Genomic DNA, 18,271 nt, shown 5'->3' with positions numbered 1-18,271 from the left:
CTGCCTCAGTTTCTTCGCGTACCGAAGCAGACATCAGCTGCGGACGCTCCATAACCATTGACATGAATTCCCCTATCTATATCAGCACACCAGCCGAAAGGTGGTGCTAATTTCTGAGTAAAACGTTCACTGAGACCAGCGCCCGTCAACCTTCTGTGAGCTAGACAGGTATTTCATGACGCTCATCACATTGATTTGGGGGGAATTTTTTAGTCGGGAATAGAGTCATCCTGACTCGCTATTTCAAGGAGCGTCTGGAATAGCATGTCAAAACTCGTTTTCTTAACTTCCTCTTGCGTGGTGCTAGGTGTCTTTGCCGTGTTAACTCAATACAGGTAAATCGATTCATTTGCGGTCCGCACAGCCATTAGCGTCGGTAGTGCTGGATAGCTTGCCGCCGACTGGGTCGAGCCGAGACAGATGAGTGATGAGTTGTCCAGACCAATCGACACTTCGAGCAACAACGGCCCTTACGTATGTTTGCCAACCCGGAATCCTGAGCGTCAGAACTCATTGCCGGGTGTCGTGCGTCGTCTACAAACGTGGGGTCATGGGGCGCAGATATGGTTGACATGTGCTCTAGCCTCCGCGATCAACACGGGCGGTGCCCGCTTGATCGGCTAACCCCACCCAAGTAGGGGACAGCACCTGCTCCACTGAGTGCTCAGTAGGACGTGTGCTGTCCCCCAGTTGGGTACGCCGGGCGCTAGAGGATGTAAATGCTCCACGACGCCGTGTGGCTGGCGCCGGGTTCCAGGCGGATGAGGTCGGTCCCGCTATTGAACGCGTCCGGTGGGCAGGTCATCGGTTCCACGGCCAGGCCGATCCGGCTCGGGATGGGTGCCGGCTTATCTGCCGTGTGGATCTGCAGCCAAGTGCAGCTTTCGTCCCAGGACATTCCGACGCCGGTGCCCGCCGGGTCGCGCAACGACAGCCGCGCCAGCCCGCCGTCGTACGCCACGTCCGTGAAGGCGTGGTCGATTTCGGCGGCGCCGATCGCCCGCGCCGTCCGGAAATCGAACTGGTGCCCTTCAACAGACGCCAGTCGAACGGGAAGAAGCCGGTCCGGAGTGACTTCGAGGTACGTCCCCACCGGCGCTTCGAGGATCCACTCATCCAAGGGCGAAGAACCTGCCACCAAATACGGGTGCGGGCACAAGCCGTAGGGCGCGGGGACGTCGGCCGCGTTCGTTGCTGTCACGCTCGCGTGGAGCCCGGAATCGTCCAAGGTGTACTGAGCGGTCAGCTCCACCACGAACGGGTACCCCGTCGTTGGCCCCACCGTGCACGTCAACGTGAGCGAACCGGCGTCGTGTTCCTTCATGGTCCAGTCGAGCGGGAAGGTGAGACCGTGCAGCGCCGTACCGCGCTCCGGTTCGTTGACGGTGAGCTGGTGCGGAACGCCGTCGAACGTGTAGCGGCCGTCCGCGATCCGGTTGGGCCAGGGCGCCGCGATGATGCCACGGTAATCCGGGATTGGACCGCCCTCAGCGAACGGCACCACCAGGTCGCGGCCCTCGAACTGCAGGACACGCAGCGCGGCGGCATGGGCGGTGACAACAGCCGTGTAACCACCCGCCGTCAGCGTGAATTCAGCGCTCACAGCCCGCCCGCCAGTTTGTAGTAGGCGGCGTTCCAGGCGAGTTCTTTCTTGAACGTTTTGATGGTTGTGCCTTCGTCGATGGTGAGCAGTTCCGTGCGGGCGATTTCGGCGAAATCCTCGAACACGTCCAGGCCCACCTGCGTGGACAATACCGTGTGGTGTGCCGCGCCTGCAGTGAGCCACGCGGCAGCCGAGGTGGCGAAGTCCGGCTTGGGTTCCCAGAGCGCGCGGGCTACGGGAAGGTTGGGCAGCGGCTCGTCAAGGTCGACGACGTCGACGGCGTTCGCGACCAAGCGGAACCGGTCGCGCATATCGGACAGCGCGACGACGACTCCCGGACCTGCGTCGGTATCGAACACCATGCGGACGGGGTCTTCCTTGCCGCCGATGCCCAGCGGATGGATCTCCACGCGCGGCTTCTTGGCGGTCAGTGACGGGCAGACCTCAAGCATGTGCGCGCCCAGGATCTTCTCGCTGCCCGGTTCCAGGTGGTAGGTGTAGTCCTCCATGAGTGACGCCCCGCCGGGCAGGCCCGCACCCATGACCTTCGCCGCGCGGACCAGGATGGCGGTCTTCCAGTCACCCTCGGCGCCGAACCCGTAACCGTCGGCCATGAGCCGCTGGACGGCCATGCCGGGAAGTTGGCGGAGTTCGCCGAGGTCCTCGAACGAGGTGGTGAACGCTGCAGAGCCGTTCGCTTCCAGGAAGCTGCGCAGGCCGAGTTCGATTCGGGCGCTGTAGCGGAGCGATTCGTGGCGGGCACCGCCTGCTTTCAGCTCGTCAACCACCTCGTAAAGGCGCTCATACTCCGCAACCAGCGCATCGACGTCGGACTCTTCAGCGCCGTGGACCGCATCGGCCAGCTCGTTCACGGACCAGGTGTTCACTGAGACGCCGAAGCGCAACTCGGCCTCGGTCTTGTCACCTTCCGTGACCGCGACGTTGCGCATGTTGTCCCCGAACCGCGTTAGCTTCAGGGTGCGGACGGCAGCCCAACCGGCCGAGGCGCGCTGCCAGGCGGCCACCTGACGGGCGACCTCCGGGTTGGAGACATGCCCGACGACGGTTTTCCGCGGCACCCCGAGGCGGGACTGGATGTATCCGAATTCGCGGTCGCCGTGGGCTGCCTGGTTGAGGTTCATGAAGTCGAAATCGATGTCCGCCCAGGGAAGGTCGCGGTTGGCCTGCGTGTGCAGGTGCAGGAGCGGTTTGCGCAGTGCGTCCAGGCCCTGGATCCACATCTTCGCCGGGCTGAACGTGTGCATCCACGCGGTCACGCCGATCACCGAATCGTTCGAGTTGGCTTCCAAAGCGGTGCGGCGGATGGCGTCCGAGTCGGTGAGGACGGGCTTCCAGACCAGCTTCACGGGGACCGTGGCGTTGAGGGTTTCGGCGATTTCCCGGGACTGGGCGGCCACCTGCTTGAGGACGTCCTCGCCGTAGAGGTGCTGGCTGCCGGTAAGGAACCAGACCTCGTAGTGGTCAAGGGACGTAGTGTTGGCGGAATTGCTGGGCATGATACTCCTGAAGTTTCGGTGTGGCCTGGTGGCGCTGCTGCGTCAGCGGCCGTAGACGTTCTGGTAGCGGTCGAACAGGGACGCGATCCGGGCGTCGTCAATCGGCAACGGCTCACCGAGTTGGCGGGAGACGTGGACGGTCTTGGCCACTTCCTCGCACATCACCGCGGCTTTGACTGCGGCGCGCGCGTCCTTGCCGATGGTGAACGGCCCATGGTTCTGCATGAGGACCGCGGGGGAGTGGGAGTTCTTGAGTGTTTCCACGATTCCGTGGCCGATCGAGTCGTCGCCGATCAGCGCGAACGGCCCCACCGGAATCGGCCCGCCAAACTCGTCGCCCATCATGGTCAGCACGCACGGAATCTCCTCGCCGCGGGCGGCCCAGGCCGTGGCATACGTGGAGTGCGTGTGCACCACTCCGCCAACCCCGGGCATGTTCCGGTACACATACGCGTGGGCCGCGGTGTCCGAGGAGGGGGAGAGGCTGGGGTTGCCCCACTGGACTGTTTCACTATCTTCGCCGGTGAGGCTTGACACCGGTATGCCGTGCAGGTCGGTAACCACCATGAGGTCCGGCGTCAGGTCGTCATAGGAGACGCCGGAGGGTTTGATAACCATCAACTCATGGCCGGGGATCCGCCCCGAAACATTGCCGGCGGTCCACACCACCAGCCCGTAGCGGGTCAGCTCAGCGTGCAGTTCGCAGACTTCCTTGCGGATCCTTGCGATGGTTTCCAACAGGCCGCTCATGCGGTGGCTCCTTCCAGGGTGTGGGATGCCGGGGCGCTTGAGGCGTGGGAGCCAGCGTCCGACGACGGTGCTGCCGCCGACTGGTGTTTGTCCCTCGCCGCCCGCTGGATGGCCTTGAGCCGGTGCATCACATCGTTGGTTCCGCGCCCGAAGTAGTCGTGGAGGGTCTTGTATTCCTGGAAGAGCGCTTCATAGGCTGCGACGTTTTCGGGAATGGGCGTGTACACGGCACCGGGTGCGGCAGCCATGGCGGCGGAGGCTTCCCGAATGTCCTTATATGCACCGGCGGCGACTGCGGCGTGGATCGCGGAGCCCAGGGCCGGACCCTGTTCGGAGCCGATCGTGGAAAGCTGCAGCCCGATCGCGTCGGCGTAGATCTGCATCATGAGCTTGTTCTTCAACAGGCCACCGGCCACGATGAACTCCTTCACCGGGACACCCGAATCGCGGAAGGCGTCCACGATGGTTCGCGTGCCGAAGGCCGTGGCTTCGAGCAGTGCACGGTAAATGTCCTCCGGTTTGGTGGCCAGCGTCTGGCCCACAACAACTCCGGAAAGTTCGTGGTCCACCAGCACGGACCGGTTGCCGGAATGCCAGTCCAGTGCGATCAGGCCATGCTCACCGATTTCCTGCTGGGAGGCGAGCTCGGTCAGGTACTCGTGGACTGTCACGCCTTTGTCGGAGGCGGTCTGGTGGTACTCCGGAGGAACGCCGGTCTTGGTGAACCAGCCGAAAATGTCGCCCACGCCTGACTGTCCGGCTTCGTAGCCCCACAGCCCGTCCACGATGCCACCGTTCACCACACCGCACATGCCCGGGACTTCGCGCAGGACATCGCCGTTCATCACATGGCAGGTGGAGGTGCCCATGATCGCCACGAGTTGGCCGGGTTCGACGGCATTTGCTGCGGGCGCCGTGACATGCGCATCCACGTTGCCAACGGCCACAGCGATGCCCGCGGGGAGCCCCGTCCATTCAGCGGCTTCCTCGGTAAGATGTCCGGCGGCATCGCCCAGGCGGCCGATGGTGTGCTGGAGCTTTTCGTTGATGAAGTCCTTGAACCCGGGGTTCAGTGCTTCAAGGAATTTTTCCGAAGGATACTTTCCGTCCTGGTAGATGCCCTTGTAGCCGGCGGTGCAGGCGTTCCGCACGTACGTGCCGCACAGCTGCCATACGATCCAGTCCGCTGCTTCAACCCAGTGGTCCATCGCAGCGTAAACTTCCGGGTCTTCCTCAAGAAGTTGCAGGCCCTTGGCGAACTCCCATTCCGAGGAGATCAGGCCACCGTAACGGGGAAGCCACGCCTCGCCGTGATCCGCAGCGAGCTGGTTGATACGATCGGCCTGCGGTTGCGCCGCGTGGTGACGCCAGAGCTTGACGAACGCGTGCGGCCGGTCAGCGAAACGTTCCAGTTCGTTCAACGGGGTGCCGTCCGCCGTCGTCGGAACCATGGTGCAGGCGGTGAAGTCGGTCGCGATACCCACCACCTGCGCGGGATCGATTCCGGCGTTCACGACGGCGGCCGGTACTGCATGGCGCAGGACGTCGCGGTAGTCGTTGGGCACCTGCAGGGCCCAGTCCGCCGGCAGCCGTTGGCCGGTACCGGGGAGGCTTTCCGAGACAACCGCGTGGGGGTACGCGAAGACTCCGCTGCCGATCTCGGCGCCGTCCGAAACGCGAACCACAACGGCGCGCCCGGAAAGAGTGCCGTAATCCACGCCTATGACGAATTGCTGGTCCAGCGGACTGTTCTCTGGGGTGTTCATGTGCGGTCTCCATCCGGCTGGCCAAGGCCTCATTGCCGGGGTCGGGTGAAGGGGCGGATCAAGCTTCTGATGCAATTGTTAGCGCTAACAAAACGAATGTCAAGACTGTTGCACCCAACTGGGTCGCAGTTATTGCCGTTGAGAATGGCCCAAACGGCATCTGCTGCGACTTACATGGGTGGGGCGGCTGTGGTGTCGCGGATGACCATGCGGGGCTTGACCGTGACCGGCGAGCCGGGTTCGCCCGTTTCGAGGCGCTCCAGGAGCAGTCCGATGCAGCGCTGCCCCAATTCCTCGAAGTCCTGGGCCACGGTGGTCAACGGCGGGATGAAGTAGGCCGACTCCGGTTGATCGTCGAAGCCCACAATGCTGATGTCTCCGGGAACCTGCACCCCCGCCTCATGAAAGGCCCGAAGAACGCCCAGGGCCATTTGGTCGTTGGCCACAAACAACGCCGTCACGGATCGCTCGGCTGCGATCTTCAAACCTTCGCGATAGCCGCATTCAGCGCTCCAATCGCCCTCGATTAACACCGAGGCGTCCAAGCCCGCGTCGGCAAGAGCGCCCCGCCAACCGTCGATGCGTGCTGCGGCGTCGATCCAATCCGACGGCCCGGACAGATGCCCTATGCGTTCATGGCCAAGTTTGGTGAGGTGCTCCACCACCAGTCGGGATCCTTCGCGCTGGTCCACGGTTGCGCCGCTCAGCTGTTTGTCTCCGATGGCCCCGACGGCCACCAGCGGTATCTGGGTGATGATGTCCTTGAGGACTTCGAAAGTTCCGGGGTGCGGTACCGTCACCACGATGCCGTCCACGCCCTGGTCCATGAAGTGCGCAATGGCGTCCTTAATGGTCTCCGGCGTGACGTCCCGCAGTCCTGCGACGCTGACAAAGTAGCCAGCTTCACGGGCGGCCTGCTGGAGGCCCAGGAGTGTGTGTGATGGACCGTACTGGGCAAGCTCACTGCCGAGCACGCCGATCGTCTGGGACCTGCGGGTCACCAGGCTTCGGGCTGCGGTGTTACGGCGATACCCGAGTTCGGTGATTGCCTGCTCCACGCGTTCCCGGGTCTTCGCACTGACATTCGGATGGTTGTTCAGCACGCGGGACACGGTCTGGTGGGACACGCCTGCCACTCGCGCAACGTCTTCCATGACGGGCGGACGGTTGGGGGCGGAATGCTCGGTGCTCACCCTGTCACGATAGAGCACCGGTGCCGGAGATCAGCCGATGGCTGCCTTCGCGGCGTAGCGGCGGTACCTGGCCAGGAACTCCGGAACCGCTCCTCCGGTGGGGGCGGCCAGGTTGATTCCTTGAAGGCGCCACTCGGGCAGGGAGCCGGTGAGTACGCTTGCTGCCTGACGTGCCGCGCCGTCCGCTACGTACTCTCCGGGTTCGGGGACGAACACCGGCATGCCAAAGGCTGCTGCGGCGACCCGTTGGACTGCTTCCGATTGGGCGCCGCCGCCCACAAGGATGATCCGGCGGGCTTCCACGCCTTGCGCCTGCAGGGCTGCCAAGCCGTCGGCCAAGGAACAGACCACGCCCTCGACGGCGGCGCGTGCCACGTTCGCGGGGGTGTAGTTGGAGACCGTGATCCCGTGGAGGGATCCGGTGGCGTCGGGAAGGTTGGGTGTCCGTTCGCCTTCGAAGTAGGGGACCAGGGTCAGGCCCTCGGCTCCGTCGGGTGCGCTGAGTGCCAGGGAACCCAGCCCGGTGAGGTCCACGCCCAGAAGGGCTGCCGTGGTGTCGAAGACCCGTGTGGCGTTGAGGGTGCAAGCCAGTGGCAGATAATGCCCGGTGGCGTCGGCGAAGCCGGCAACCAGCCCACTCGGATCCTTTGCCGGTACATCGGAAACAGCAAATACCGTTCCCGATGTTCCGACCGATACAACAACATCCCCGACGGCGGCGCTGACGCCCAGTCCTGCCGCAGCATTGTCGCCGGCTCCCGGTCCTATGAGGGCTCCCGCGGGAGTCTTGCCGGCCGCTTCCAACGGACCCACCACGATGGGCAGGACGGGTACGTGGCCCAGGGTGCTCTTGAGTACCTCTGGCAGGTATGTGCCCTGTTCGGCCGCGAAGTACCCGGTGCCCGAAGCGTCGGAGCGGTCTGTGCGGAGCTGGTCCAGAGAAGCTGGGCCCGTCCCGGGGCCGTGGCCGGCCAGTCGCCAGGACAACCAGTCGTGGGGGAGGCAGACAGCCGCAACGCGTCGGGCGTTTGCGGGCTCGTTCCGGGCGAGCCAGCGAAGCTTGGTGGCCGTGAGCGAAGCCACGGGCACCGTTCCCGTGAGCGAGGCCCAGTGCGCCGCGCCCGCCGGGGCATCTCCGTCGCCGGCCTCAGTGATCAGTTCCTCGGCAGCACGTGCCGAACGGGTGTCGTTCCACAGCAGGGCCGGCCGCACCACGTCCCCGGACTCGTCGAGGCACACCATACCGTGCTGTTGTCCGCCAACAGCCACGGCCTCGACGTCGTCCAGTCCGCCCGCCTGGGCAATCGCTTCCTGCAGTGCTGTCCACCAATGGTCCGGGTGCACTTCCGTGCCGTGGGGGTGGGAGGCGCGTCCTTGGCGTACCAGGGCGCCCGTTTCCAAGTCACGGATGACTACCTTGCAGGACTGGGTGGAGCTGTCGATCCCGGCGACAAGGGGCATGGAACTCTTCCTTCGGGGTGCAGTCGCCGGGTCCGGCGAAATAATGTCCGGACCCGGCGGCGGGCTGCTTGGGGTTGGTTTAGCGGGCGCCGAGGAGGTGCTCGATGGCCAGCTGGTTCAGCCGAACGAATGCGAAGGAGCGCTGGGCGGCCTTGTCGGCGTCGAAGCTCTCGAATGCGGTGGAGTCGGCAAGCAGGTCCGCAGTGGTTTCACCCGCTGCCAGGGTGGTCTCGCCGAGCTCGAACACACCCGATGTGGCCAATGCTTCCTGGACTTCGGGATCGGCGCGGAAAGCGAGGGCGCGTTCCTTGAGGAGCAGGTACATGGCCATGTTTGCCTTGGCCGATTCCCAGACGCCGTCGTAGCCATCGGTGCGCGAGGGCTTGTAGTCGAAGTGGCGGGGGCCATCGTACTTGGGCCCGCCGTTCGGGAAGCCGTTCTCCAGGAGGTCCACGGTGAAGAATGCGCTGGTGAGGTCGCCGTGGCCGAAGACGAGGTCTTGGTCGTACTTGATACCGCGCTGGCCGTTGAGGTCGATGTGGAAGAGCTTGCCTGCCCACAGTGCCTGGGCGATGCCGTGGGTAAAGTTCAAACCGGCCATCTGCTCGTGGCCCGTCTCCGGGTTCAGGCCAACGATGTCGCCATGCTCCAGTTGCGCAATGAACGCCAGGCCGTGGCCCACGGTGGGAAGGAAGATGTCACCGCGTGGTTCGTTCGGCTTGGGCTCCAGCGCGATGCGCAGGCCGTAGCCCTTCTCCTTGATGTAACCGGCGGCGGTGTCAACGCCCTCCTTCATGCGGTCCAGCGCGGCGGAGAGGTCCTTGGAACCGTCGTATTCGCTGCCTTCGCGGCCGCCCCACATGACGAATGTTTCGGCGCCAAGCTCTGCCGCCAGATCGATGTTCCGGAGCACCTTGCTCAGGGCGAAGCGGCGGATGGAACGGTCGTTGGAGGTGAAGCCGCCGTCCTTGAAAACGGGGTGGCTGAACAGGTTGGTGGTGACCATGGGGACCTTGAGTCCCGTTTCGGCAAGGGCTGCCTTGAAGTTCTTCAGGATCAGGTCCCGCTCTGAAGCGGAGGCGTCAAAAGGAACAAGGTCGTTGTCATGGAAGGTGATGCCGTAGGCGCCGAGCTCGCTGAGCTTGTGGACGGCTTCCACCGGGTCCAGGGCGGCACGGGTCGCCACACCGAAGGGATCCGCGCCGGTCCATCCGACGGTCCAGAGGCCGAAGGTGAAACGGTCCTGTGGGGTGGGCTGCGGGGTCATTCCTGCTCCTTTGCAAAGTGCGTCCTGAGGCACGGAAGGAAGGCACCTCAATTAGTTTTCAATCTGAACTATATGGGCCATAATGGATCATGGTCAATGGAAAGCAGCAAGAAAATCTTCCAAGCCGCGAGGATGGTCCATGTCAGTGAATGAGCAAGCCGCGCCGGGCCGCGTTGGCGACGTCCGCCGTCGTAATCTGTCGCTGGTCCTCGACTCGATCGCCAAGACCGGAGACACCAAGCCCAGCAGGGCGCAACTTGCTGCTGGTACGGGACTCACCAAGGCTGCCGTTTCCAGCCTCGTTGCGGACCTTGTGTATTCGGGGCTGGTTTCCGAGGTGGGCCTGTACCGGGATGGGGAGCGTGGCCGCCCCGGCCAGGGCCTGGAACTCAACACCCGCCGCGGCGTGGTCGGCATGGAAGTCAACGTGGATTATCTGGCTGTTGGCCTGGTAGACCTCGGCGGAGCGCTTCGATTCACCTCAACGGTCGAATCGCACAACAGGGGACTCGCGCCTGATGCTGTCATGGCCCGGCTGGGTGCGCTCGCGGCGGAAGCCGCGGCAGCTGCGAGCAAAGAAGGCGTCGACATCCTGGGCGGGGGTCTTGCGGTCCCTGGGCTGGTTGACGAGCACCACAACCTGGTGGTTTCTGCTCCCAACCTCCATTGGGAGCAGGAATTCCTGGACCCGGACGCCCTGCTGAAGGGTGCGCCACTGGGGGTCCGGCTCTCCAATGAGGCCAACAGTGCCGCACTGGGAGAGCTCTGGTACGGCGGCGGTGGGCAGGCTGACTTCCTGTACGTCTCGGGCGAAGTCGGTGTGGGTGGTGGCGTGATCATCGGCTCGGAACTGTTCATGGGGCCGGGCGGTTCTGCCGGCGAGCTCGGTCACGTCGTGGTGCATCCGGATGGCCCGCCGTGTTCGTGTGGTGGTTCGGGGTGCCTGGAAACCTTCGCCGGACAGGAAGCCATCTTCCAGGCGGCGGGGATTCCGGAGGGATCCTTATCGGAGCGGATGGCGGGTCTGGTGGCAGCGCTGGAGTCCAAGGAGCCCAGGGCAAGCAAAGCGGTTCACGACGCCGGGCGCTACTTGGGTGTGGCGCTCGCCTCCTCGGCCAGGCTGATGGACCTTGAAGCTGTTGTCCTGGGCGGTCACTTCGCGGAGCTGGGCGACTGGCTCAAGCCTGCGGTGCTGGAGGGGTTGCACCGGCATGCCCCCGGGTTGCTGCGGTCGGACGACCTCCGCGTCTCGGGTCTGAAGCACTCCGGCACCCTCCTGGGTGCGGCGGGCCAAGTGATCCGTTCGGTCATCGACTCGCCCCTTGAATTGATCCTTGCAGGAAAGTTGACCACGTGAGACTTCCCGAATAATCATCAGCATGCTTACTATTGATGGGTCAGTTGTTCGCGTTTTCGATCCCCACGAACAGGTGCCTCATGAGTACAAACAAATCAGCACACACCAGCACCGCCAAGGCCGCCACGGCTCCGGCCCCTGATGATTCGCGCAAGCCCGATAGTCCCGATGACCTGGTCAAACCAACGTGGATGTACATCCTCAAACGTACTTTGCGCGAGTTCAACAAGGACCAGTGTCCGGATGCCGCCGCCGGGCTGACCTATTACGCCGTCCTTTCCCTCTTCCCTGCACTGCTCGCGTTGGTATCGCTTCTGGGTATCTTCGGGGACGCGGCCAAGACCACTACCGCCCTCCTGGATATCGTCCAGAAGTTTGCCCCCGGGCCCGGTGTGGACGCGATGCGGCAGCCAATCGAAGACCTGACCAGGTCCAACTCCGCAGGTTTGGTCCTGGTCTTCGGCATCGTTGTGGGCTTGTGGTCCGCTTCGGGGTACACCACGGCCTTTGGAAGAGCAATGAACCGAGTCTACGAAGTGGATGAAGGACGCGGTTTCATCAAGCTGCGGGGAACCATGCTCGCCGTCACGGTCGTGGCAGTGCTGGGCGCCGGCCTGGCCGCTGCGATGCTGGTCCTGAGCGGCCCTGTAGCAGAGGCTGTGGGCGGTGCCATCGGCATGTCCGGGGCCTTCCTCACGGTATGGAACATCGCAAAGTGGCCAGTGCTCATCGCGCTGGTGGTGGTGATCATCGCCGTGCTCTACTACTTCACCCCCAATGTGAAGCAGCCCAAATTCCGCTGGATGAGCCTGGGTTCCTTGATCGCCTTGGTGATCTTCGCCCTCGCGTCCCTTGGCTTCGGCTTCTATGTGGCCAACTTCAGCAACTACAACAAGACCTATGGGGCGCTGGCCGGCGTCATCATCATGCTGCTCTGGCTCTGGATCCTCAATATGTCCCTGCTCTTCGGCGCCGAGTTCGACGCCGAGATGGAAAGGGGACGCCAACTGCAGGCGGGCATCGAAGCCGAAAAGAGCTTGCAATTGCCTCCCCGCGACACGAAACGCAGTGACAAGGCACAGAAACAGGAGGAAGAAGATATCCAGCGCGGCGTCGAACTCCGCGAGAGCCAGGGTGATGCAGAGAATGAACGGAAAGTATAAGAAGCTGAAAGCGGTCAAAGACGGTGACTCAGTGGAGATTCGTGGCGAGGTTTTCAGCGTGACATCAGCAGCGCGGGACCAGGATCCGCCCAGCATCCGGCTGGACCTCCAGGATCACGACGGCGGCACGGTCACCTTGATCGGCGTGCCCGGCGCGCAGATCCGCCTCTCGTCGCAACCCGCCTAGCGGTTTCTTCCCCGACGGCGTCGCTCGTGCCATGGTTGGCAGCATGCAGACGGTATTTGAAGCGGCAGGCGGCGAGGATTTCTTCATCTCCCTAGCCAATGCGTGGCATGAGAGAGTGAAATCCGATGAGATGGTGGGGCACGCGTTCCGCCATGGCGTCCATCCCGAACACACGGAGCGACTCGCCGCCTACTGGGCCGAGGCCCTGGGTGGACCGCCTTCCTACTCGGACCACTACGGCGACGAGTCGTTGGTGGTCAGGATGCACAGCGGGAACGGCGTGCACCAGGATATGGACGCCAGGGCGATCGCTTGCTTCGACCAGGCCTTGGACGATCTCGGAGTCAGTAATGGGGAGCTGCGCACCGTCCTCCATGACTACTTCTCCTGGGCCACGACGCACTCCATGGCTGCCTACCCGGGCTCAGCGCGCGACGTCCCCGAAGGCTTGCGCATCCCCACGTGGGGTTGGAACGGCCTGGTTTCCCATTGAGGCTCAAGCGTCGCCGGGGAAGCCCTGGTCGGCGTCTTGCCCCTTTTGGTTCCCTTGCCCGGCCGGCCGTGGCCCCAAGCGCGGATGAAAAAAGCGGGCCCCTGCCGTGACCTTGGCAGGGACCCGCTGTTTTGGCTGTGATCCGTCCGGGATTCCCAGCCGGACGGATCACACGTTTCAGGCGTACGGAAGGACGAGCTCCGCGTAGCGCTGCTTCATGGTTTCCAGGACCGAGTCGCCGTCGGCATCCCAGATGTCCTGGTTGAAGATTTCAACTTCGATGTCGCCCTGGTACCCGGCGTCCCGGACCCAGGTTCCGATGGTCGCGAAGTCGATGACGCCGTCGCCCATCATGCCGCGCGAGAGCAGCGCGTCCGCCGCGATCGGCAGGTTGAAGTCGCACACCTGGTAGGAGGCGATGCGGTTCTCGCGGCCTGCGCGTTCGATCTGCGCCTTCAGTTCCGGGTCCCACCACACATGGAAGGTGTCGACGGCGACCCCGACCGCCTTTGCGTCGTACGGCGCGGCGAGATCCAGTGCCTGGCCCAGGGTGGAGATGAGTGCGCGGTCCGCGGCGTACATCGGGTGCAGGGGTTCCAACACCAGACGGACGCCGTTTTCGGAGGCAAAGGGAACCAGCTCCTCGAGCCTGTCGGCGACGCGCTGGCGGGCAGCCAGCACGTCCTTCTCGCCCGGAGCGAGCCCGCCCACCACCAGGAACAACTCCTGGGTGTCCAGGGCAACTGCTTCGCGGACGGCTTCGAAGTTGTCAGCCAGTGCGGCTGCCTGTCCCTCCGCGTCGGCTGCGGTCAGGAAACCACCGCGGCACAACGAGGAGACGCGGAGTCCGGCGTCCTTGATCAGCTTGGCGGCCTTGTCCAGCCCGGCCTCGGCCACGCGGTCGCGCCAAGGTCCGATCGCGGGAATGCCGGCGCGGGCGCAACCTTCCACAGCTTCGGCAAGGGTCCACTTCTTGGTGGTGGCGCTGTTCAGCGAGAGTCGTGAGAAATCCGCGCTCATGCGCCCACCCCGTTGATCCGCAGGAAGTCCGACATGCGGAACGCAGCCAGCGACGGATCCTTCAGCAGGCCCGCCTGGTCAGCCAACTCGAACGTCTTGGCCAGGTGCAGGACCGAACGGCCCGAGTGCAGGCCGCCCACCATCTGGAAACCAGGCTGCTTGCCGTTGAGCCAGGACATGAACGCGATGCCGGTCTTGTAGTAGAACGTGGGGGCGCTGAAGATATGCTTTCCGAGCTCACGGGTGGAGTCCAGGATGGCACGCCCTTCGGCACCTTGACCGGCGTCGTACTTCTGCAAGGCGACCGAAGCGGCCGGGTAGATGGCCGCGAAGATGCCCAGAAGGGCGTCCGAGTGGTGGGTTTCGTCGCCGTCGATCAGCTCCGGGTAGTTGAAGTCATCGCCGGTGTAGAGGCGGACGCCTTCCGGGAGGTTGGCGCGCAAGGCGACCTCGTGCGAGGCGTCCAGCAGCGAAACCTTGACCCCGTCAACCTTGTCCGCGTGTTCGCGGATCAGGCTGAGGAACGTCTCGGTGGCCACCGAAACATCGTCCGAGCCCCAGTAGCCGGCCAGTGCGGGATCGAACATGGTGCCAAGCCAGTGCAGGATGACGGGCTGGTCCACTTCCTGCAGGAGGGTGGAGTAGACGTGCAGGTAGTCGTCGGCCCCGGAAGCTACCTTGGCGAGGGCGCGTGAGGCCATCAGGATCACCTTGGGGCCGGCTTCGCTCACGACGGCGATCTGCTCGCGGTAGGCGTCGATCACGGCCTGGATACCGGCGGCGCCGTCAGGGAGGGCGGCGATGTCCAACTGGTCTGTTCCGGCGCCGCAGGAAACGAGGTCCCGGACGGACTTACCGGCGATGGCGGCATTGCCTGCAGCCACGACGGAAGCAGCCTCGGCGCCCGTGCGCTTGATGAGCTGCTGGGTCGCTGCCCAGTCCAGGCCCATGCCGCGCTGGGCGGTGTCCATGGCGTCGGCAACGCCCAGGCCGTAGGACCAGAGCTCATGGCGGTAGGCCAAGGTGGCGTCCCAGTCCAGCTGTGCCGGTGCGCCGGGAGTGTTGTCCGCAGCGACTTCCGGGATGACATGGGCGGCGGCGTAGGCGCGGCGGGCCGTCAACGGAGCCGATGGCTTGGCCCACGAGGTGGCGGGCTTGAGGCGGTACTCGCGGGTGCCGCCGTCGTCGGTGGGAAGAATGAGTGACGTCATTAGAGGGTGATCTCCGGGATGTCGATGGTGCGGCGCTCGGCCGAGGACTGGAGGCCGAGCTCGGCCAGCTGGACTCCGCGGGCTGCGGAGAGCAGGCCGAAACGGTGTTCGCGGCCGGCGACGACGTCCCGCAGGAACCCTTCCCACTGCAGCTTGAAGCCGTTGTCCAGTTCGGCGTTGGCCGGGACTTCCTGCCACTGGCTGCGGAAGGATTCGGTGACGGGCAGGTCCGGGTTCCAGACCGGCTTGGGGGTGTGGGCGCGCTGCTGCGCAACGCATTTGTTCAAACCGGCGACGGCGGAACCGTGCGTACCGTCGATCTGGAACTCAACCAGTTCATCGCGGTAGACGCGGACTGCCCAGGAGGAGTTGATCTGGCCGATGACGTCGTCGCCGCCCGGGGTTTCCAGTTCGAAAATGCCGTAGGAGGCGTCGTCAGCGGTGGCCTTGTATTCCTTGCCGGCCTCGTCCCAGCGTGCCGGGATGTGGGTGGCGGTCTTCGCGTTGACGCTCTTGACCTTGCCGATGATGCCCTCAAGGACGTAGTTCCAGTGGCAGAACATATCCGTGGTCATTCCGCCGCCGTCTTCCTTGCGGTAGTTCCAGGACGGGCGCTGGGCAGCCTGTACGTCGCCTTCGAAGACCCAGTAGCCGAACTCGCCGCGGATGGAGAGGATGCGGCCGAAGAAGCCTTCGTCCACCAAACGGCGGAGCTTGACCAGGCCGGGGAGGTACAGCTTGTCGTGCACAACGCCGGCGGTGACTCCGGCTTCCTTGCCGATCTGTGCCAGTTCAATGGCTTCCTCGAGGGTTTCTGCCGTGGGCTTCTCGGTGAAGATGTGCTTGCCGGCGCGCATGGCCTTCTTGAGGGTGGCTGCGCGGAGGCTGGTCATGGATGCGTCGAAGACGATATCGACCGTGGGGTCGTTGATCACGGCGTCCAGGTCAGTGGTCCATTCGGAGACTTTGTGGAGCTCGGCGAGTTCGCGGATTTTGGCTTCGTTGCGGCCCACCAGGATGGGTTCAACCTGGACCTTGGTGCCGTCTTCAAGGGTGAAGCCGCCGGCATCGCGGATGGGCAGGATGGACCGCAGCAGGTGCTGGCGGTAGCCCATCCGGCCGGTAATGCCGTTCATGGCGATGCGGATCGTCTTTGTTTCGAAGCCCATGTTTTCTCCAGTGCCTTGTGGTGCTGCCCGCGGCGGTGCGGGCAGCTGATGCGAATACTGTGCGGGAAAGCGCATTCCCATTGCTTCGATGATGCACCACGCCTCCGCCACTTGGCAAGCGCTTTCCCAAAACTGGATGAATCCTGACATAATTTCCGTAGCGCCAGCCCCGACGCCTGCAGAAAAGGAGGGCCCCGTGGCCGCCAGCACACTCAGTGAAGTAGCCCGTTTGGCGGGGGTTTCCCTCGCCACGGCATCAAGGGTCCTCAACGGTTCCTCCAGGAAGCCCGCCGAAGGCATCGCGGAGCGCGTCCGTGAAGCCGCGGACAAGCTCGGCTACGTTCCCAACGCCCAGGCCCAGGCCCTCGCAAAATCCAGCTCCGGCCTCATCGGCTTGATCGTGCACGACATCGCCGACCCCTACTTTTCGGCCATTGCCCGCGGAGTCCAGGAAGCCGCGCGTGAGCAGAACCGCATGGTCTTGCTTGCCACTACGTCCGGCTCGCCGTCCGATGAGCGGGAAGCAGTGGCAGCATTCGCCGCTCGCCGGGCCGACTCCATTGTCATCGCCGGTTCGCGCTCGGCCCGCCCGGAAGACCAGCAGGGCAACGCTGAACTGGCAGCGGAACTCGACCGCTATTGCCGCAACGGCGGGCACGTGGGAGTAGTGGGCCATTCGATCGTCGGTGCCACCACCGCGGAGGGTTACCACGTGGTTGCGGTCCCCAACGAGGAGCTCGCCGCAGGCCTTGCCCGCGAATTGGTGGCTTCCCACGAGGGCACGTTCCTGATCGTGGCAGGCCCGGAAGGCCTCTTCACCTCCGACGATCGTGTGCGTGGCTTCCAGCACGGCCTCGCCGATTCCGGCCGGACCGCCGCCGAAGTCATCCGCAGCGGATTCAACCGCGCGGGCGGCTACGATGCCGGTTTGGCCCTCGCCGAACGGATCAGGGGCTCGAAGGACCGACTCTGCATTTTTGCGGTGAATGACGTCATGGCCATCGGCGTCACCGCGGCGCTTCGCTCGGAGGGCGTCTGGATCCCGCGCGATGCGACGATCGCCGGTTTTGACGACATCGAGACCCTGCGCGACTTCCGTCCCGCACTGTCCACCGTGTACTTGCCATTGGAGGAGATGGGCCGACTCGCCGCCGGCGCTCCGGAAGGCGGCTCGGTCACTGGTTCCGTCAAGCTTCGCCGGAGCACCGAAGTGCCGGCCGACAATCCCGCCTGAGACCGCGATGGACCAACCGACGCACGACGGCGGCACGTCGGCTTCCGCGGACACCTCACCACCGCGGGAGGCGCCTTCCGCGCTGACGGTGATTCCCGCCGTCGGGCATCATGCAGGACTGGCGCCGGCGTTACTGGTGTTGCCCGGCGGAGGCTATGCACGGCAAGCCGACCATGAGGCTGAGCCCGTGGCGGAGTGGCTCGCCTCGTTGGGCATCCATGCCTTTGTGCTGAGGTACAAGGTGGCGCCGCACCGCCATCCCGAGCCGTTGGCCCACGCAAAGGAGGCCATGCTCTGGATCCGCAATGGAGCTCACGGCCTTGCGGTAGATCCCTCCCGCGTCGGCGTTTTGGGCTTTTCCGCGGGTGGGCACCTGGCGGGGTCGTTGTCCGTGGGGCTTCGCACCGGCGATCCGAGGCTGGACCAACCTGACTCCAGGCCGGATTTCAGTATCCTCTGTTATCCCGTGGTCTCGTTCGTGGATTCGGTGCACCAGGGCTCGGTGGACAACCTGGCCGGGGAAGGCGCGGCGCCGGAACTCCTGGATGAGTTGTCGCTGCAACGGCAGGTGGACGGTTCCACGCCGCCCGCTTTCCTGTGGCACACCGCAGACGACGAAGCGGTCCCGGTCAGCCACAGCCTCGCCTACGCAGGCGCGCTCGCGGGAGCAGGGGTACCGGTTGAGTTGCACGTCTTTCCGCACGGTGTCCACGGCATCGGGCTGGCGCAAGGGACGCCCGGTGTGGAGCAATGGCCGGGCCTATGCGCCGCGTGGCTGTCCAGGATGTGGACTTAGGGTCCTGGCGGCCGCCACGAGATCAGCGCGCCCTGAATGAGGGAGTCTTCCACAGGCAAAGATGCCGTGATTACTGCAACGCGA

At 64.4% G+C, this 18,271-nt stretch carries 16 protein-coding genes; 6 read left to right on the top strand and 10 right to left on the bottom strand.

The window, feature by feature from the left end; translation table 11 throughout:
• Nucleotides 1–706: 706 nt before the first annotated feature.
• The 7 genes from ACIPV6_RS12840 to xylA form a co-directional block, all read right to left on the bottom strand.
• On the bottom strand, nt 707–1,603 hold the full coding sequence (locus ACIPV6_RS12840) for an aldose 1-epimerase family protein (protein WP_400271244.1): 897 nt from the start codon (nt 1,601–1,603) through the stop codon (nt 707–709).
• The gene (gene araA, locus ACIPV6_RS12835) at nt 1,600–3,120 is read right to left on the bottom strand and encodes an L-arabinose isomerase (protein WP_400271243.1); all 1,521 of its coding nucleotides are present in this window, start codon (nt 3,118–3,120) and stop codon (nt 1,600–1,602) included. Before araA ends, ACIPV6_RS12840 begins: the two co-directional genes overlap by 4 nt.
• Nucleotides 3,121–3,162: 42 nt before the next feature.
• The gene (locus ACIPV6_RS12830) at nt 3,163–3,870 is read right to left on the bottom strand and encodes an L-ribulose-5-phosphate 4-epimerase (RefSeq protein WP_400271242.1); all 708 of its coding nucleotides are present in this window, start codon (nt 3,868–3,870) and stop codon (nt 3,163–3,165) included.
• Complete coding sequence (araB, locus tag ACIPV6_RS12825; RefSeq protein ID WP_400271241.1) at nt 3,867–5,636, bottom strand: ribulokinase; 1,770 nt, start codon at nt 5,634–5,636, stop codon at nt 3,867–3,869. The genes ACIPV6_RS12830 and araB overlap by 4 nt, the downstream gene beginning before the upstream one ends.
• Before the next feature lie 170 nt (nt 5,637–5,806).
• Complete coding sequence (locus tag ACIPV6_RS12820) at nt 5,807–6,790, bottom strand: LacI family DNA-binding transcriptional regulator (RefSeq protein WP_400271267.1); 984 nt, start codon at nt 6,788–6,790, stop codon at nt 5,807–5,809.
• 69 nt (nt 6,791–6,859) lie between these two features.
• Nucleotides 6,860–8,290, bottom strand: a complete 1,431-nt coding sequence (locus tag ACIPV6_RS12815) for a xylulokinase (protein WP_400271240.1) — start codon at nt 8,288–8,290, stop codon at nt 6,860–6,862.
• 79 nt (nt 8,291–8,369) lie between these two features.
• Nucleotides 8,370–9,557, bottom strand: coding sequence for a xylose isomerase (xylA, locus tag ACIPV6_RS12810; protein ID WP_400271239.1), 1,188 nt, complete (start codon nt 9,555–9,557; stop codon nt 8,370–8,372).
• A gap of 139 nt (nt 9,558–9,696) precedes the next feature.
• On the opposite strand from xylA, the gene ACIPV6_RS12805 reads away from it, so the two are divergent.
• The 4 genes from ACIPV6_RS12805 (at nt 9,697) to ACIPV6_RS12790 (ending at nt 12,757) form a co-directional block, all read left to right on the top strand.
• Nucleotides 9,697–10,914 carry an ROK family protein gene (locus ACIPV6_RS12805; RefSeq protein ID WP_400271238.1) on the top strand — a complete coding sequence of 406 codons (1,218 nt, stop codon included), beginning with the start codon at nt 9,697–9,699 and terminating at the stop codon, nt 10,912–10,914.
• Nucleotides 10,915–10,994: 80 nt separating this feature from the next.
• Nucleotides 10,995–12,077, top strand: a complete 1,083-nt coding sequence (locus ACIPV6_RS12800) for a YihY/virulence factor BrkB family protein (protein ID WP_400271237.1) — start codon at nt 10,995–10,997, stop codon at nt 12,075–12,077.
• Nucleotides 12,061–12,264: a hypothetical protein gene (locus ACIPV6_RS12795; protein ID WP_400271236.1), complete on the top strand. Its 204-nt coding sequence runs from the start codon at nt 12,061–12,063 to the stop codon at nt 12,262–12,264. Before ACIPV6_RS12800 ends, ACIPV6_RS12795 begins: the two co-directional genes overlap by 17 nt.
• Before the next feature lie 43 nt (nt 12,265–12,307).
• The gene (locus ACIPV6_RS12790; protein WP_400271235.1) at nt 12,308–12,757 is read left to right on the top strand and encodes an oxidoreductase; all 450 of its coding nucleotides are present in this window, start codon (nt 12,308–12,310) and stop codon (nt 12,755–12,757) included.
• Between the two features lie 177 nt (nt 12,758–12,934).
• Here ACIPV6_RS12790 and ACIPV6_RS12785 read toward each other — a convergent pair whose 3' ends face one another.
• The 3 genes from ACIPV6_RS12785 to ACIPV6_RS12775 are packed head-to-tail and all read right to left on the bottom strand — an operon-like array spanning nt 12,935 to nt 16,157.
• Nucleotides 12,935–13,777 (bottom strand): sugar phosphate isomerase/epimerase family protein, encoded by an 843-nt coding sequence (locus ACIPV6_RS12785; RefSeq protein ID WP_400271234.1) that lies wholly within the window; start codon nt 13,775–13,777, stop codon nt 12,935–12,937.
• Entirely contained in the window at nt 13,774–14,988 is a 1,215-nt protein-coding gene (locus tag ACIPV6_RS12780) for a dihydrodipicolinate synthase family protein (RefSeq protein WP_400271233.1), read from the bottom strand. The genes ACIPV6_RS12785 and ACIPV6_RS12780 overlap by 4 nt, the downstream gene beginning before the upstream one ends.
• Nucleotides 14,988–16,157: a Gfo/Idh/MocA family protein gene (locus ACIPV6_RS12775; RefSeq protein ID WP_400271232.1), complete on the bottom strand. Its 1,170-nt coding sequence runs from the start codon at nt 16,155–16,157 to the stop codon at nt 14,988–14,990. The genes ACIPV6_RS12780 and ACIPV6_RS12775 overlap by 1 nt, the downstream gene beginning before the upstream one ends.
• Nucleotides 16,158–16,353: 196 nt before the next feature.
• Here ACIPV6_RS12775 and ACIPV6_RS12770 point away from each other — a divergent pair, with 196 nt between their 5' ends.
• Nucleotides 16,354–17,391 (top strand): LacI family DNA-binding transcriptional regulator, encoded by a 1,038-nt coding sequence (locus ACIPV6_RS12770; RefSeq protein ID WP_400271231.1) that lies wholly within the window; start codon nt 16,354–16,356, stop codon nt 17,389–17,391.
• A gap of 7 nt (nt 17,392–17,398) precedes the next feature.
• Nucleotides 17,399–18,187, top strand: a complete 789-nt coding sequence (locus ACIPV6_RS12765) for an alpha/beta hydrolase (protein WP_400271230.1) — start codon at nt 17,399–17,401, stop codon at nt 18,185–18,187.
• Nucleotides 18,188–18,271: the final 84 nt, after the last annotated feature.

Source organism: Paenarthrobacter sp. NPDC089988 (assembly GCF_044748465.1).
Classification (GTDB): domain Bacteria; phylum Actinomycetota; class Actinomycetes; order Actinomycetales; family Micrococcaceae; genus Arthrobacter.
Note: the sequence above shows the minus strand (reverse complement) of the source record. Positions and strands in the feature narration are given on the sequence as shown.

Bases quoted from the DNA above. Each gene is read 5' to 3' on its own strand.
- ACIPV6_RS12800 (WP_400271237.1), top strand. From the start codon at position 10,995: ATGAGTACAAACAAATCAGCACACACCAGCACCGCCAAGGCCGCCACG.
- ACIPV6_RS12785 (WP_400271234.1), bottom strand. From the start codon at position 13,777: ATGAGCGCGGATTTCTCACGACTCTCGCTGAACAGCGCCACCACCAAG.
- xylA (WP_400271239.1), bottom strand. From the start codon at position 9,557: ATGACCCCGCAGCCCACCCCACAGGACCGTTTCACCTTCGGCCTCTGG.
- araB (WP_400271241.1), bottom strand. From the start codon at position 5,636: ATGAACACCCCAGAGAACAGTCCGCTGGACCAGCAATTCGTCATAGGC.
- ACIPV6_RS12795 (WP_400271236.1), top strand. From the start codon at position 12,061: ATGAACGGAAAGTATAAGAAGCTGAAAGCGGTCAAAGACGGTGACTCA.
- ACIPV6_RS12820 (WP_400271267.1), bottom strand. From the start codon at position 6,790: ATGGAAGACGTTGCGCGAGTGGCAGGCGTGTCCCACCAGACCGTGTCC.
- ACIPV6_RS12780 (WP_400271233.1), bottom strand. From the start codon at position 14,988: ATGACGTCACTCATTCTTCCCACCGACGACGGCGGCACCCGCGAGTAC.
- ACIPV6_RS12775 (WP_400271232.1), bottom strand. From the start codon at position 16,157: ATGGGCTTCGAAACAAAGACGATCCGCATCGCCATGAACGGCATTACC.
- ACIPV6_RS12830 (WP_400271242.1), bottom strand. From the start codon at position 3,870: ATGAGCGGCCTGTTGGAAACCATCGCAAGGATCCGCAAGGAAGTCTGC.
- araA (WP_400271243.1), bottom strand. From the start codon at position 3,120: ATGCCCAGCAATTCCGCCAACACTACGTCCCTTGACCACTACGAGGTC.
- ACIPV6_RS12765 (WP_400271230.1), top strand. From the start codon at position 17,399: ATGGACCAACCGACGCACGACGGCGGCACGTCGGCTTCCGCGGACACC.
- ACIPV6_RS12805 (WP_400271238.1), top strand. From the start codon at position 9,697: ATGTCAGTGAATGAGCAAGCCGCGCCGGGCCGCGTTGGCGACGTCCGC.
- ACIPV6_RS12815 (WP_400271240.1), bottom strand. From the start codon at position 8,290: ATGCCCCTTGTCGCCGGGATCGACAGCTCCACCCAGTCCTGCAAGGTA.
- ACIPV6_RS12790 (WP_400271235.1), top strand. From the start codon at position 12,308: ATGCAGACGGTATTTGAAGCGGCAGGCGGCGAGGATTTCTTCATCTCC.